Raw genomic sequence first — 15478 nt, forward strand, 5'->3', positions numbered from 1 at the left:
GCCCTGTAGGGCGGGTTCGCCATCAGCGATACACGCGCTGCAACTTCCCTAATATCATGCGGGCATGGCCTTGCGGCCAACCTTCTGTCCACCATGTCGGGTTTATTCAATATCCGCTTGGTATGCCTCGCTAGACTGGCCTCTCTTTCACAAGGAGACCACCACCATGCGTGCCGACTACATTATCCTCGCCGCCCCTGCCATGAATATCCTGATGGCGCAGGAAAGCTATCTGCATGAGCAGTTTTCCCGCTCGGCCACGCTGAGCGTCGCGATCTGGGAGCTGGTCAAGCTGCGGGTTTCACAAATCAATCAGTGTGCATTTTGTCTGGACATGCATAGCCGCGAAGCCTTGCAGGCCGGTGAAACGCATGCACGCATGCTGGGCCTGAGTGCGTGGCGCGATATGCCGTTGTACAGTACGGTAGAACGTGCCGCGCTGGACTGGGCCGAAAAGCTGACATCCGGCCAGCGGATTGAGGATCAGCACTTTCAGCAAGCAGTCGCGGTACTGGGCGAGCAGGCCGTGGTAGACCTGACCATCGCCGTGAATGCCATCAATAGCTGGAATCGTGTCGTGAGAGTATTCAAACCGGAGGTTGGCAGCCATTACAAATCCCACCCCATCTAGCCCCTTCGACTTCAAATTGCGCATGCCCGGCGGGCAGCTGGCGGCACAGGTACAGGCCGTGTGGTCGGCTGCGGTCGATGCCGCCCACGGTGCGCCGGTTGTACGCCGCCTGTATTCTGATGCCGGCAGCGGCATACTTTTTGCGCTGGCGGGGCAGGTCGAGGTGGATGATGAGCGGTTGCTGCATGGGGTGATTCTGTGCCCCGTGGCCAAGGCGTCCGGCGAGGTGCGGCTTTATCCGGGCGCTCGCCTTGCCGGTATCCGCTTTCATCCGGCCATGGCCTTTGGCGTGCTGGGGCAACACTACGAACGCATGACGCGACTTTCCCCCGCTGCCGATCAACGTTATGCGCTTTACCCGCTATATCACCAGCTGGCGGATTGTGCCGATGGCAATAGCCAGCTGGATCTGCTTGAGGGCTGGGCACAGACGCAGCTCGACTTGTCTTTACTGATACCCGCCGCCCTGCAAAATGCCTTGCAGGCTTTGGCGCGGGCAGCCTCCCCTGTTTTACCCGGCGAATTATTGCCTTGCGGCCAACGTCAGACGGAACGCCTGTTCCGCCAGTGGCTGGACATGACACCCAAGCAATACCAGCGCATTTTGCGGGTAAAGCATGCGGCCACCTTTCTGCTGTCACATCCCGATGCCAGCCTGGCGGAGGTGGCATTGCAGTTCGGCTTCAGTGATCAGGCCCATATGTGCCGGGAGTTTCGTGCGCTGGCCAGCACCACACCCGGGCGGGTCTGAGCCGCCACCTCGCGCGCGCATGGCAAGCCTGCCCTCTGTCGCGCGCGCTATGGTTAAAACACCTGGCGACAAGCTGCTACAGTAGGTGCTCGGCTGCCGGCACCTCGGCCTGTGGCACCAGCGGAGAGATACCATGCACGAAGGCTCTTGCCATTGCGGCGCAGTCAAGCTGACCCTGCCGGCCACGCCGATGGTAGCGACCTCCTGTAATTGCTCGCTGTGCCGCCGCATCGGCGGGCCGTGGGTGTATTTCGAATTCGGCACAGTCAAGATCAGTGCCGCGCCGGATGCCACTACCGCCTATATTCAGGGCGATAAAACCTTGCGCACCATCCATTGCAAGACTTGCGGCTGTGTAACGCACTGGGAGCCACTGACGCCGACAGCGGGCTGCAAACACGGGGTGAATCTCGGCAATTTTGACCCGGCGCTGATTGCCGCCGTCAGGGTGCGCCGCTTTGATGGCGCTGATAGCTGGACTTTTCTCGACGACTAGGCTGGCCGCAAGCCTGCCCATCAGGCCTGCCCTCGCCCAGGTTGCGGCCAGGCTTGCCGCCACAGACCAACCCCTTACCAGAACGGATTGCCATGAGAAAACGCCTGTTTCTGTACGAGCTGCAAAAGCTGTTTGACCTGCGCAGCGATATGGATACGCCAGAGGAGATCGAGAACAGCATTACCCAGGGCATTCATATCCGCGGCACCAATATGTGGATTCTGATGTTCGCCATTTTTGTGGCGTCTATCGGCCTGAATGTGAACTCGACGGCGGTGATCATCGGCGCCATGCTGATTTCGCCGCTGATGGGGCCGATCATGGGCATAGGCTATGGCGCGGGGGTGGACAACTTCGAGCTGATTCGCCGCTCGGCACGCACGCTGGGCGTGTTTGTCCTGCTCAGCCTGCTGACGTCGACGCTGTACTTTCTGCTGACCCCGCTGACGCATGCGCAATCCGAGCTGCTGGCCCGCACCGCACCGACGCTGTGGGATGTGCTGATTGCGATGTTTGGCGGTATGGCCGGCATCATCGGCGTGACGCGGCGAGAATGGGGCAATGTGATTCCGGGGGTGGCGATTGCCACCGCACTGATGCCGCCGCTGTGCACCGCCGGCTATGGCATTGCCACCGGCCAGCCGGCGTTCTTCCTCGGCGCGTTTTATCTGTTCACCATCAATGCGGTGTATATCGCGCTGTCGGCGCTGTTCTTCACCCGCCTGATGCGCCTGCCGCGCATGAGTTTTGCCAGCAGCGGCCAGCAGCGCAAGGCGCGCATCCTGATCAGCGCGGCCATCCTGATTACGCTGGTGCCCAGCGTGTATCTGGCGATTGATCTGGTGCGCAAGGAGCTGTTCAAGACCGAGGCCAATGCCTATCTGGCGGCGATCAGCCAAAGCGAGAAAGATCTGGTATTGCTGCAAAAAGACATTGATGCCGGCAATCGCCGCATCACCCTGGTCGTCGCCGGCGCGCAAGACAAGCTACAGGCCGAGCGGCTACAGGCCCAGCTCGGGCAATTCCAGCTGCAGGATGCCAGCTTGCAGATCCGCACCTTCCAGCAGGATAACGGTGCCGAGCTGAATCAGCTGAAAAGCCAGCTGCAGCAGGATCTGTATCGCAACAGCCTGCAATTGCTGGAGTCGAAAAACGTCCGCATCCAGCAGCTGGAACAGCAATTGGCGCAACAACAGCAGCAGGCACAAAGCGCCTCCAGCCGCGAGCAACAGCAAGAACAGGCTTTCGACCAGCTGCGTCAGGAGTTGGCCGCACAGTACCCTGAGCTGCGCACCATCCATCTGGCCACCAGTGCCGAGGGCAAAGAGGATGCCTCGGCACCAGCCAGACAAGGCGTTCTGATTGTCTATCTGGAAAGCCGCCAGGCACTGCCCAACAGCAGCATCCAGCGCATCCGCAACTGGCTGGGCAGCCGCTTTACCGGGCAGGAAATTATCGTGATCAACAAGCGGGGATGAGGCGTGTTGCCGGCGGCATCAGCCGGCAACACCTCCAGAACGTCTTCAAGGCAAACAGGAATAAATCTTGTTACCATGAATATCCGCCAACCTGTACGCTTCTCACATGAACAACTTGCTGCTGCGCCCGCCCTTGCCTTCAGATCTTGATGCCGTAATCCGCATTCATGCCGACCCGCTGACCAATCAGTTCAACCCCTCAGGGCCAGCCAGCCCCGACATCTGCGCCGAGATGCTGCAAGGCTGGCTACAACATTGGGCCGAGCATGACTTTGGCTATTGGGCCGTTGCCGACGCCGCGGCGCCTGATTACGTGATCGGTTTTGGCGGTATCTGCCACAAGAATATTGCCGGGCAATTTGCTGGCCTCAATATGTACTTCCGCTTCGCGCCCGAGGCCTGGGGCAAGGGCTACGCCAGCCAGACCAGCCGGGCGGCGCTGGATCTGGCGTTCGGCAAGTTGGCCGCAGAGTCCGTTTTCGCGCTGGTACGGCCGGACAATCTGCCCTCGCGCCGCACACTGGAGCGTACCGGTTTTCAGCCATATGCCAGCGTTGATGATGTAGCCGGCGAAGCGGCCAGCCTGATCTACCGTATGACGGCACCACAACGCCCACGCTGAGGCGTCAGGCACACAAGAAAAATCCCGCCGGCAGAAACTGCTGGCGGGATTTTTTTAGGGCGAAAACAGCTTACAGCTTGAAGCGCGCCACCATGCCATGCAGGTGGTTGGACAGCTCGTGCAGCTCGTTCACCGTGCGGGTGGCGTTCTGTACTGCCTGGTCGGTTTCGATGGCCATGTGGTTGGCCACCTCGGCCGCCCGCGCCATTTCGGTGGTGGCAATCGACTGTTCGCGGGTGGCATCGGCGATATCGCGGATGGTCAGCACCACGCGGCCAACCTCGGCTTCGATACCGGCGATTTCTTCTGCCACCTTGCGCGAGGATTCGACACCGGTCTGCACCGATTGCTGGGTGCTGCTCATCTTGCTCTGGGCGCTGCTGACATCATCGTGCGTCGCATGAATCAGCTGGCCAATCTCGACCGTAGCCTTGCCGGTGCGTTCGGCCAGCTTGCGTACTTCGTCGGCCACCACGGCAAAGCCGCGGCCCATCTCACCGGCACGCGCCGCCTCGATGGCAGCATTCAGCGCCAGCAGATTGGTCTGGTCGGCAATGTCCTTGATCACGTTGATAATCTGGTCCATCTGCGCCGAGCGCTGGCTGAGGCCGCCCAGCGTGCTGGCCAGCTCGCCAACCGTGCTGGCAATGCCTTCGATGCCGTCTGCCAGTGCCACCACCGACTGCGCAGACTGGCGCGAGGTCTGACCAGTCTGGGCGACGGCCTCTTCGGCGCTGGTGGCATTACCGGCGATGTGGTTGATGCTGACGGTGATTTCTTCGATGGTCGCTGCCGTGCTGCTGGAAGCATCAGCCTGCTGTTGCGAATCGCTGGCCAGCTGACGGGTGATGTCGTTCAACGAGTCGATACCACCATTGAGCGAGACGGAATGATCGCGCACCTCGACAAACATCTTGCGCAGGCTGTCGATGAAGCGGTTGAAGGCTTGGGCGGTCTGGCCGATTTCGTCACTGCTGTCGATTTGCAGCTGGTGAGTGAGGTCGCCCTGGCCGCTGGCGACATCCAGCAGCGCGTCACGCAGACGGATCAGATTGGCCAGCATGCGGGTCAATGCCAGATTGGCCAGCACGATGGCGACAACCGTCACGATCAGGCCGGCAATCACCAGCGTGATCAGCATCTTGGTCAGCGGCTGCAGCAGCACGTTCTTGTCCGCCACGGTTGCCAGCACCCAATCGGTGCCTTCTACCGCCGATACCTCGGCGTAGTAAGGGTGGCCGTCGATTTCGACTTCATGCAGCTGCGGTGTGGCATCGCCATTGGCCAGCAGGCTGACATCAAAGCCCGGCATTACCTCGCCGGCCGGTTTCAGCGTGCTGCCCTCGGCCGGGTGGCTCACGATCACGCCGTCACGGGTGGCCAGGAAAGCGTAACCGTCACCGCGCAGCTTGATGGCCTTGACCACGGCAGTCAGGCCATCCAGCGCGATATCACCGCCAACCACGCCGATTTGCGCGCCGCCACGCATGATAGGGCTGGCCAGTGTCACGCCGAGTTTTTGCGTGCTGCTGAAGATATAAGGCTTGGTAACCACCACGGCCTTTTTCTCGCTGGCCAGCTGGTACCACGGGCGAGCGGTCGGGTCGTAACCTTCGGCTGGTTGCTTGTCGGGGTTGTGGTAGCGCATGGCCTTGTCGGCATAGCCGGCAAACAGCTGGTCAAAATTACCGGCATCCTTGCCCTGCTGCAGTGGCGCATAAGGTGCGCTGGCATCGACTTCGGCAAGGCGAGTGGCCGTCGCGCCAATCGCGTCGCGCCGCTGGCCGACCCAGCGGCCCAAGGCCTGGCTGTTACCAGCGATGGCGGCGTTGAGCTCCTGCTCGACGCCGCGAATGATCTCGCCACGCATGCCCTGATAGGCCAGCGCCGACAATACGGCAATGGCGATGGCCAGCAAGATGGCCACAAATAACATGAGTCGCTGTTTTAACGACATGGGGTTGCCTCATGATGCAAATGGGGATGCCCATACCGGCGTGTGACGGTATGCGTATCCCCTATGTCAGAATTTCGCGCTCAGGCGCGCTTGTAATTTGTTTTGATATGTATCAAATAAAGCGGCGATATGATATCAAAGTGTAGTTAATATCGCATTCAAATATCTGCTTATTCTGCGCATTCCGGTAAAAATGCCACGGATGTTTCAAGCTAGCACATGCTATTGAATTTTCAGGTCTGCCTTGCCATGCATTTTGCAATGGCACACATTGCCCTCCCGCTGCGGTCAGCATGCCCGCTCTGCATGACCGACAAATGAAAAGCCCCGCTACTGCGGGGCTTTTCATTTGTCGGCAAGATCGGTGCTTACAGCACGGCCTTACTGTATACGGCTCTGACCATTTCACGTACCTCGACACACAGCTGGGTGCCTTGCGGCCCCTGACAATGCGCCTGCAAGACCGGCAGCAAAGCCTGTGACAAGGCTTCGCGTGTCGCCAGATCGCGGCCGTCCAGCAGCAAGAGCTGCAGATGCACGAAAGGGCCTTCACCCGCTTCGACACCGGTCAGCCAGTGCTCGTGGCAACGTGCGCGGCTCTTGATATCACGGGTGGCAAACTGGCCACTGCCATCCAGGATGCGGTGCAGTGCCAACAGGGTTTTCGGCACATCCAGCGTGATGCCGGTGGTGTAGTCGAGGATCAGTTGCGGCATGGTTTATTCCTTGTGGCGGATGCGCCAGCACTGGTGGATTTTCTTGTTGCGGAAGTCCTCCGGCACCGACTGGCCGCTGATATCGCGGATGTCGTAATCGGCGGCCAACCGTTCATCCAGCTCGAAGCTGCGCAGATTGTTGGAGAAATACAGCGTGCCGCCCGGTGTCAGCAGACGCATCGCGCCATCAACCAGCTTCAGCTGGTCGCGCTGCACATCCAGCTCTTCGTGCATTTTCTTGCTGTTGGAGAAGCTTGGCGGGTCCATCACGATCAGGTCGAAACGCTTGCCGGCAAAGTCGGCATCCAGCAGGTATTCGAACACATCGTCACGCACCAGTTTGTGCTGCTCGAGATCCATGCCGTTCAGCTCGAAGTTGCGCTGGGTCCAGGTCTGGTAGGTATTCGACAGATCCACGGTCTCGCTGCTGATCGCACCACCGGCTGCCGCATACACGGTAAAGCTGCCGGTATAGGCAAACAGGTTCAGAAAACGCTTGCCGGCCGCCTCTTCACGCACGCGCTTGCGGGTGTTGCGGTGGTCGAGGAACAGGCCGGTATCGAGATAGGCATCGAGATTGACCCAGAACTTCTGCCCCTGTTCACGCACGATGAAGTCGCGGCCTTCGCGGCCGGTCTTTTCGTACTGGGCATCGCCTTTCTGGCGGCGGCGGGTTTTCAGCGAGATATCCCACAGCTGCACGCCGGTGACTTCGGTAATCACCTGTTGCACAGCAGCCAGCCATTGCTCGTAGTCGGCATCTTCGATCTGCCAGCCGGTGTCGTATTCCTGCAGATGAATGCGCGAGCCGTACAGGTCGATGATCAGCGGAAACTGCGGGACATCGCGGTCGTAGACGCGCCAGGCTTCGAGATCGCCGCGCTTGGCCCACTTGGCATAGTGTTTGAAATTCTTGGACAGACGCCCCTTGAAGGCAGATACGTCAACCATGGGTATTTTCCGGTTCGATAAAGACAATGCGCCGGAGAATCTCCGGCGCCTGACAGGGTGTTGCGGCCAACCTTGCGGTCAGGCAGTAGGCACCAGCTGTCGTTGATGATAGTTGACCAGCCGGCGATACACCGGTTCCGGTACATATTGCTGGATCACCTGCTCCCAGCCGGCCGGCCCCATCAGGCCCTTGACCATGGTGGAGGATACCTCGGCGTATTCGCGCGGTGGCAGCAGGAAAAAGGTGGTGATGTCCGCGTGCAGGTCCGAGTTGATATAACGCATGGTGCGTTCATACTCGTAATCACTGGCGGTACGGATGCCACGGATAATGTAATTGGCGTCGATACTCTGCGCGTAATTCACCAGAAACTGGTTTTCGAATACCTCGACCCGCAGCTTGGAAAAGCCGCGCGTCACCGCCTGCAGCATCTCCAGACGCTCTTCGACACTGAAAGTACAGCGTTTGTCGGGATTGACACCAATGGCCACCACCAGCTCGTCAAACAGCTCGACGGCTTCACGGATCATCCATAGATGGCCGTTGGTAACCGGGTCAAAACTACCGGCATAAACCGCGCGTTTCAATTTGCGTTTTCCTTTGTGGCTATGTGTCATGGCGGAATGTAGCTTGGCAGTAGTTAAAAGGACAAGGCATTTCTGTTGCAATGCAAAATAAAACACCGGCGTGGTGCATGCTTGCATCACGCCGGTGCACTTTCACTACTGTTTATAGCCCGTTGATGGTCTCTGCGTGGTGGCAGGCTACTTCGCGGCCAGCCAGTGCACGCAGTTGCGGCACATCCTTGCTGCACTGCTCGGTAGCATGCGGGCAGCGTTTGTGGAAGGCACAACCGGTTGGCGGATTCAGCGGGCTTGGCAGCTCGCCCTGGATCTTGATCTTGGCGCGGCGGTCTTCCGGATGGATGGACGGCGTTGCCGACAGCAGAGCCTGGGTATAAGGATGCAACGGCTTGTCGTAGATCACTTCCTTGGTACCGACTTCGACCGCGCGGCCCAGATACATCACCATCAGGTCGTCTGCCACATGCTCGACCACAGCCAGGTTGTGCGAGATGAACACATAGGCGGTGTTGAACTCGTCCTGCAGATCCATGAACAGGTTCAGCACCTGCGCCTGGATAGACACGTCGAGTGCCGAGGTCGGTTCGTCGGCAATCACGATCTGCGGCTGCAGCATCATGGCACGCGCAATGGCGATACGCTGACGTTGGCCGCCGGAGAACATGTGCGGGTAACGGTAGTAATGTTCCGGACGCAGACCGACGCGCTGCATCATCGCGCGCACTTTCTGCTCGCGCTCGGCAGCCGACAGACTGGTGTTGATCAAGAGCGGCTCGCCCAGCTGATCACCGATCTTCTGTCGCGGGTTGAGCGAGGCATACGGGTTCTGGAACACCATCTGCACTTTCTTGCGCAGCGCCTTGATATCGCCCTTGCCGGCCTTGGCGGTATCCACGCCATCCAGTACCAGCGAACCGCAGGTCGGCTCTTCGATCAGCGTCAGCTGACGCGCCAGCGTGGACTTGCCGCAACCGGATTCACCGACCACGGCCAGCGTCTTGCCGGCGCGCAGTTCAAATGACACACCGTTCAGCGCCTTGACCATGGCCTTGGGTTTCATGAAGCCCTGCGATACCTCGTAATGACGGGTCAGGTCGCGAGCCTGCAATACGATCTGGCTCATGAGGCCTCCTTGTCGATCAGCGGATAGAAGCAACGCACGGTGCCGTTGTCATGCTGGGTGATGCCCGGACGCTCGCTGCGGCAGCGATCCTGCACATGCGGGCAACGCGGCGACAGCAGGCAGCCTTTCGGACGGTCGTACTGGCCCGGCACGATACCTGGCAGCGTCACCAGACGATGCGCGCCCTTGCTGTGCTCCGGAATCGACGACAGCAAGGCATTGGTATAAGGATGTACCGGCTTGCGGAACAGCTGCGGCACCTTGCCCTCTTCGGCAACCTGACCGGCATACATCACCGCAACGCGATGGGCAACTTCGGCAATCACCGCCAGATCATGGGTAATCATGATCAGCGCCATATTGCGCTCTTTCTGCAGGTTCACCAGCAGATCCATGATCTGCGCCTGAATGGTCACGTCGAGCGCGGTGGTCGGCTCGTCGGCAATCAGCAGCTTGGGGTTACAGGCCAGCGCCACGGCAATCATCACGCGCTGGCTCATACCACCGGACAGCTGGTGCGGATACGCGGCCAACCGTGTATTCGGTGCCGGGATCTCCACCAGTTCCATCAGCTCCAGCGCACGCGCTTTCAGCTCGCTGCCACGCAGGCCCTGATGTACCTTCAGCACTTCTTCGATCTGGTAACCGACGGTGTAGCTCGGATTGAGCGAGGTCATCGGGTCCTGGAAGATCATGGCGATGTCCTTGCCGACAATCTTGCGACGCTCGCGCGCCGAGATGGTCAGCAGATTCTTGCCATCAAAACTCAGCTCGTCGGCCACGATACGACCCTGGCCTTCCAGCAGGCCCATCATCGCCATCATGGTGACGGATTTGCCCGAGCCGGATTCGCCGACGATGCCGACGATCTCGCCCTGGTTGACGGTCAGATCCAGACCTTCTACGGCACGGAAAGGGTTGGCCGCATTGCCGAACTCGACCGACAGATTCTTGATATTCAACAGACTCATGATTTCCCCTTACGCCGCACGCTTCATTTTCGGATCGAGCGCGTCACGTAGGCCGTCACCCATCAGGTTGATCGACAATACCGAGATCAGGATGGTCAGACCCGGCAAGGTCACCACCCACCAGGCGCTGCTGATGTAGTCGCGGGCCGAGGCCAGCATGGTGCCCCACTCCGGAGTCGGTGGCTGTACGCCCAGACCCAGGAAGCCCAGCGCCGCGATCTCGAGAATGGCGGAGGAGAAGCTCATGGTGGCATGCACGATCAGCGGTGCCATGCAGTTAGGCAGAATGGTGACAAACATCAGACGGAACAGGCCGGCGCCGGCAACACGGCTGGCGGTCACGTAGTCACGATTGAGTTCGGTCATCGCCGAGGCGCGGGTCAGGCGCACATAGGCCGGCAGCGACACCACGGCAATCGCGATCATCGCATTCACAAGGCCTGGCCCGAGAATCGCCATGATGGCAACGGCCAGCAGCAAGGACGGCAGCGCCATCATCACGTCCATCAGACGCATGATGAAAGAGCCGATCACCTTGGGGAAGAATGCGGCCAACAGGCCCATGATCACGCCCGGAATCAGTGCCATTACTACCGACACGAGGCCGATCAGCAGGGACAGACGCGCACCGTAGATCAGGCGCGACAAGATGTCGCGGCCCAGCTCGTCGGTACCCAGCAGGAACTGGCTGCTGCCGCCGGTCACCCAGACTGGGGGTGCCAGAAAGTGGTCACGGAACTGTTCGATCGGGTCGTACGGGGCAATCCACGGTGCCAGCAAGGCACAGACCGCCACGATGGACATGAAAATCAGACCGGCAACGGCACCCTTGTTATGGGAAAAGCCCTGCCAGAACTCCTTGAATGGCGATGGATAGCTGATCGCTGCATCCTCGCCTGCCGTTACCGGCGCAGTATTCTGTGTAGTCATGTTCTTGCTCGCTTACTTGGCATGACGGATACGCGGATTGGCAACGCCATACAGGATATCCACGATGAAGTTGGTGAGAATCACCAGGGTAGCCACGATCAGGATGCCGTTCTGCACCACCGGATAGTCGCGACGGCCGATGGCGTCAATCAGCCATTTGCCGATGCCGGGCCAGGAGAAGATGGTTTCGGTCAGTACCGCACCACCCATCAGCGTACCGACTTGCAGGCCGACTACCGTCAGTACCGGGATCAGGGCATTACGCAGGGTGTGAATGAAGATCACGCGAGCCGGCGACAGGCCTTTGGCACGTGCGGTACGCACATAGTCTTCACGCAGCACTTCCAGCATCGACGAGCGGGTCATCCGCGCAATCACCGCCAGCGGAATGGTACCCAGCACGATGGATGGCAGAATCAGGTGTTTGAGCGCATCCCAGAACGCACCGGCGTTGTACTCGGGATCCATGGCTTCGGCACGCCAGGCATCAATCAGCATGAAGCCGGTTTGCGGCTGCACGTCATAAGCCAGGTCGATACGGCCGGAAACCGGCGTCCAGCCCAGCTGCACCGAGAACAGCATGATCAGGATCAGGCCCCACCAGAAGATAGGCATCGAGAAGCCGGTCAGCGAAATGCCCATCACGCCATGATCAAAGATCGAACCGCGCTTGATGGCGGCAACCACGCCGGCCAGCAGGCCGAAAACGGCAGCAAAGGCCAGCGCACAGAGTGCCAGCTCCAGGGTTGCCGGGAACAGTGTCTTGAACTCGACCCAGACGCTTTGCTGGGTTTTGAGAGAAGTGCCGAGATCGCCGCTGAACAGATTGCCGACATAGTCGAAATACTGCACATACAAGGGCTGATCCAGACCCAGACGCTTCATGGCTGCCGCGTGCAGTTCGGGATCCAGCGTACGCTCGCCCATCATGACCTCGATCGGATCACCAGGAATCATGCGGATCAGACCGAATGTAATCAGCGTAATGCCGAAGAATGTCGGTATCAGAACGCCCAGACGGCGCAAGATAAAGAAAAACATGTGATTTATCCCCCGTTCACGCCTAGCGTGAGCGAATTACTGCGAGACGAGGGATACAAGACGCAAAAGGAAGCTGCGCGAAGAAGGGGCCGCAGCAGCGAAGCGACACCTGACCACCCACCTACACCAGATGCCCCGCTGCCACGGCAAAGCCATTGTGACAGCAGCCATCAGGCAAAGTGTTGACAGATATCAAGCCTGTTACAGTCCGCCGGACCGGAATACCTTTTGCATATTGTATCCACCCGATAATGCACAAGGAGGGCGGTAGCCGCCCTCCTTGTCAGTACCGCCGAAGCGGAAGCCTGTTACTTGACGCTTACACCCTTGAAGGAGTAGTCGCCGAACGGGCTGATCTTGAAGCCGTCAACTTCCTTGCGCATAGGCTGATTAACTACCGAGTGAGCGATAGTGGACCAAGGCATGTCACGCTTGAAGATTTCCTGAGCCTTCATGTACATGGCAGTACGCTTCTTCAGGTCGGTGCTCTTGCGGGCGCCCAGAACCTGTTCGTCGAACTCCTTGCTGCAGTAACGCGCATAGTTGGAACCGCCAACCGCTTCGCAAGTCAGCAATACGCCCAGGAAGTTGTCCGGGCTGGCGTAGTCGCCGGTCCAGCCGATCAGGCCGGTGTCGTGCTCGCCGCTCTTCATGCGCTTCAGGTACTCACCCCACTCGTAAGTGGTGATCTTGGCCTTCACGCCGATCTTGGCCCAGTCTTGCTGGATCATTTCGGCCATCAGCTTGGCGTTCGGGTTGTACGGACGCTGTACCGGCATCGCGAACAGAGTGATTTCAAAGCCGTTCGGGTAGCCGGCCTTGGCCAGCAGGGCCTTGGCCTTGTTCACGTCAACAGCAGGATTGCGCAGGGACTTGTTGTAAGACCACAGGGATGCCGGGAACGGGTTGGCCGCTTCCTGACCTTGACCCTGGTATACGGCATCAATGATCGCCTTGCGGTTGATGGCCATATCCAGTGCCTGACGTACTTCAGCCTTCTTCAGCTGTGGCTTCTCGGTGTTGTAGGCAACATAACCGATGTTGAAACCTGGAGCAGTCAGCATCTTCAGCGCCGGATCAGCACGCATGCCGGCCAGATCTTGTGGCTTCGGATAGGACATGATGTGGCACTCGCCGGCCTTCATCTTCTGGGCACGTACCGACGGGTCGGTAGTGATAGCGAAGATCAGGTTGTCGATCTTCACGTCACCCTTTTTCCAGTACTGCTTGTTGGCGCGATAGCGAATCTGCGCATCTTTCTGGTAGCGGGCCAGGATGAACGGGCCAGTACCTACCGGCTGCTGGTTGATCATGGCAGCCTTGCCTTCTTTCATCAGCTTGTCGCCATATTCGGCAGACAGGATGGAGGCGAAAGGCATGGCGATCTTGGCCAGCAGGTCGGAGTCAGGATTCTTCAGCTTGAAGACTACGGTGTAGGCATCGGTTTTCTCAACGGCTGCGATATTGGTGTCGAGGCCGGTATCCGATGCGTACGGGAATTCAACGTTGTAAGCCTTACGGAACGGATGATCCTTGTTGATCATGCGCATGAAGCTGAATACCACGTCGTCGGCGTTGAAATCACGGCCTGGGGTGAAGTATTCGGTAGTGTGGAATTTCACACCCTTGCGCAGCTTGAAGGTGTAAGTCAGGCCATCGGCCGATACATTCCAGGACTCGGCAAGACCCGGCTCGATATTGGTAGAACCGGCCTTGAATTCGATCAGGCGGTTGAACATCGCATGACCTGCGGCATCAAAAGTGGAGCCGCCAGTGTATTGTGCCGAATCAAAACCTTCCGGGCTGGCCTCGGAGCAATAAATCAGGGTACCGGCAGCTTGGGAAGCTGCTGCAGCTGCAGTCAGGCCTGCGGCCAGCAAGAGGTGTTTAGCTACTCGCATAGTTTCTCTGTTCCTTTTTGTGTTTCGGAGAAGGCACAAATGTGCCCCGCTCTATCCGGCTTTGCAGATTGTCATGCGCTGTCACAACGCATGCGATCCTTGTTATTTGGCATGAGATTACACTGACATCCATGCCTTGTGTTGCCCGGCCAGTACACATCAACCGGCAACGTGACATCCGAATCGATAAATACGGATATCTGGTGACATCTTTTTTATTCTGGGCAAAAAGACATGCATTCATGCCAAACCAAACCGGTTGGAATGCAGTATTCCACAAGCCCAGCTATCACATCCACTAAGATATACTAATCATGTATGCAGCTTTGTTATAGATATTGAAAGCAGATTCATGATCAGATTTCGCCAGATAGAAGCCTTCCGCGTATTGATGAGCACCGGCACAACCGTCGGTGCCGCCAAGCGCCTGCATATCTCACAGCCGGCCGTCAGCCGCCTGATTGCCGACCTTGAGCAGGATCTGGGATTCTCACTGTTCAATCGCAGTAAAGGCCGGATGGAACCCACCAAGGCTGCGGTCCGTTTTCACCTTGCGGTAGAAGAGAATTTCCTCGGCCTCGAGCGTTTGCGTACCGTTGCCGACACCATCAGGAAGGATGCCTGCACCGGGCTCAACATTGCCTGCATGCACGTACTATCGACTACTGTACTACCTTTGATATTAAAGGAATTTTCCAGAAATCATCCGGACACACCCATACGTATCGACTCTGTCAGCAATGCGGAGATTCTGGTTCGTCTGCAGGATCTGAAAGCCGACATTGCACTGGGGCTGGCGTTTCCCGCAATCGCCGGCATTGAAGTCGAAACCGTGCTCGAAGCACCGGTCTTTTGTGCCATGCCCAAGGGGCATCGCCTGGCGGAACAGGCATTGATTACGCCCGAGGATCTGCAGTTTGAAAAAGTAATCGGCTGGATTCCTAGCAGCCCGGTTGATCACACCATTGAAGATCTTTACTTCCCGAACCCGGCGATAAAGCCCGAAATCCTGATCAGGACTCACACTTCACATACCCGCTACGCGCTGGTTGCCAGCGGCCTTGGCGTGTCCATTGTCGAACCGTTTGCCTCGCAGATCTGGGACAAACATAACATTGTCCTGAAGCCTTACCAGACAAGCGCAAAACTCGAGTATGCCCTGTCCTACCCCAGCATCAGCAATCGCTCGGTCATCGTTCAGGCGTTCAAACAGGCGGCATTGACCGTCCTGCAAGATCCATTACTTAAACCATGGGAACATGGCATAAATCATGAATTTAATTCATAAAAAAACGCCACAGCAGCTGTGGCGTTTTAGTCACACT

The 15478-nt window shown here is 58.4% G+C and carries 15 protein-coding genes; 6 read left to right on the forward strand and 9 right to left on the reverse strand.

What is annotated here, in order from left to right; all coding sequences use genetic code 11:
* The first annotated feature begins 166 nt into the window (after window positions 1-166).
* The 5 genes from ACZ9W6_RS07840 to ACZ9W6_RS07860 all read left to right on the forward strand — a co-directional run bounded on the left by ACZ9W6_RS07840 (window position 167) and on the right by ACZ9W6_RS07860 (window position 3978).
* Window positions 167-631, forward strand: a complete 465-nt coding sequence (locus tag ACZ9W6_RS07840; protein ID WP_465190540.1) for a carboxymuconolactone decarboxylase family protein — start codon at window positions 167-169, stop codon at window positions 629-631.
* Window positions 632-653: 22 nt separating this feature from the next.
* Window positions 654-1382, forward strand: a complete 729-nt coding sequence (locus ACZ9W6_RS07845) for an AraC family transcriptional regulator (RefSeq protein WP_465190541.1) — start codon at window positions 654-656, stop codon at window positions 1380-1382.
* 133 nt (window positions 1383-1515) lie between these two features.
* Window positions 1516-1878 (forward strand): GFA family protein, encoded by a 363-nt coding sequence (locus ACZ9W6_RS07850; RefSeq protein ID WP_465190542.1) that lies wholly within the window; start codon window positions 1516-1518, stop codon window positions 1876-1878.
* A 92-nt stretch (window positions 1879-1970) separates the two neighbouring features.
* Complete coding sequence (locus tag ACZ9W6_RS07855; protein WP_465190543.1) at window positions 1971-3356, forward strand: DUF389 domain-containing protein; 1386 nt, start codon at window positions 1971-1973, stop codon at window positions 3354-3356.
* A 106-nt stretch (window positions 3357-3462) separates the two neighbouring features.
* On the forward strand, window positions 3463-3978 hold the full coding sequence (locus tag ACZ9W6_RS07860; RefSeq protein ID WP_465190544.1) for a GNAT family N-acetyltransferase: 516 nt from the start codon (window positions 3463-3465) through the stop codon (window positions 3976-3978).
* A gap of 70 nt (window positions 3979-4048) precedes the next feature.
* On the opposite strand, the gene ACZ9W6_RS07865 is transcribed toward ACZ9W6_RS07860, so the two are convergent.
* The 9 genes from ACZ9W6_RS07865 to ACZ9W6_RS07905 all read right to left on the reverse strand — a co-directional run bounded on the left by ACZ9W6_RS07865 (window position 4049) and on the right by ACZ9W6_RS07905 (window position 14153).
* Window positions 4049-5914, reverse strand: coding sequence for a methyl-accepting chemotaxis protein (locus ACZ9W6_RS07865; protein WP_465190545.1), 1866 nt, complete (start codon window positions 5912-5914; stop codon window positions 4049-4051).
* Window positions 5915-6303: 389 nt separating this feature from the next.
* The gene (locus tag ACZ9W6_RS07870; RefSeq protein ID WP_465190546.1) at window positions 6304-6651 is read right to left on the reverse strand and encodes a 5-carboxymethyl-2-hydroxymuconate Delta-isomerase; all 348 of its coding nucleotides are present in this window, start codon (window positions 6649-6651) and stop codon (window positions 6304-6306) included.
* A gap of 3 nt (window positions 6652-6654) precedes the next feature.
* Window positions 6655-7602: a class I SAM-dependent methyltransferase gene (locus ACZ9W6_RS07875; RefSeq protein WP_465190547.1), complete on the reverse strand. Its 948-nt coding sequence runs from the start codon at window positions 7600-7602 to the stop codon at window positions 6655-6657.
* 78 nt (window positions 7603-7680) lie between these two features.
* Window positions 7681-8220, reverse strand: a complete 540-nt coding sequence (gene coaD, locus ACZ9W6_RS07880; RefSeq protein ID WP_465190548.1) for a pantetheine-phosphate adenylyltransferase — start codon at window positions 8218-8220, stop codon at window positions 7681-7683.
* Window positions 8221-8332: 112 nt separating this feature from the next.
* Window positions 8333-9310 (reverse strand): peptide ABC transporter ATP-binding protein, encoded by a 978-nt coding sequence (locus ACZ9W6_RS07885; RefSeq protein ID WP_465190549.1) that lies wholly within the window; start codon window positions 9308-9310, stop codon window positions 8333-8335.
* Window positions 9307-10281, reverse strand: a complete 975-nt coding sequence (locus ACZ9W6_RS07890) for an ABC transporter ATP-binding protein (protein WP_465190550.1) — start codon at window positions 10279-10281, stop codon at window positions 9307-9309. Before ACZ9W6_RS07890 ends, ACZ9W6_RS07885 begins: the two co-directional genes overlap by 4 nt.
* A 9-nt stretch (window positions 10282-10290) precedes the next feature.
* Window positions 10291-11211, reverse strand: coding sequence for an ABC transporter permease subunit (locus tag ACZ9W6_RS07895; protein WP_465190551.1), 921 nt, complete (start codon window positions 11209-11211; stop codon window positions 10291-10293).
* Window positions 11212-11223: 12 nt separating this feature from the next.
* Entirely contained in the window at window positions 11224-12252 is a 1029-nt protein-coding gene (locus tag ACZ9W6_RS07900; RefSeq protein WP_465190552.1) for an ABC transporter permease subunit, read from the reverse strand.
* Window positions 12253-12560: 308 nt separating this feature from the next.
* Window positions 12561-14153: an ABC transporter substrate-binding protein gene (locus ACZ9W6_RS07905; RefSeq protein WP_465190553.1), complete on the reverse strand. Its 1593-nt coding sequence runs from the start codon at window positions 14151-14153 to the stop codon at window positions 12561-12563.
* A gap of 352 nt (window positions 14154-14505) precedes the next feature.
* Here ACZ9W6_RS07905 and ACZ9W6_RS07910 point away from each other — a divergent pair, with 352 nt between their 5' ends.
* Window positions 14506-15441, forward strand: a complete 936-nt coding sequence (locus ACZ9W6_RS07910; protein ID WP_465190554.1) for a LysR substrate-binding domain-containing protein — start codon at window positions 14506-14508, stop codon at window positions 15439-15441.
* Window positions 15442-15478 lie beyond the last annotated feature (37 nt).

This window comes from Vogesella lacus (assembly GCF_979366295.1).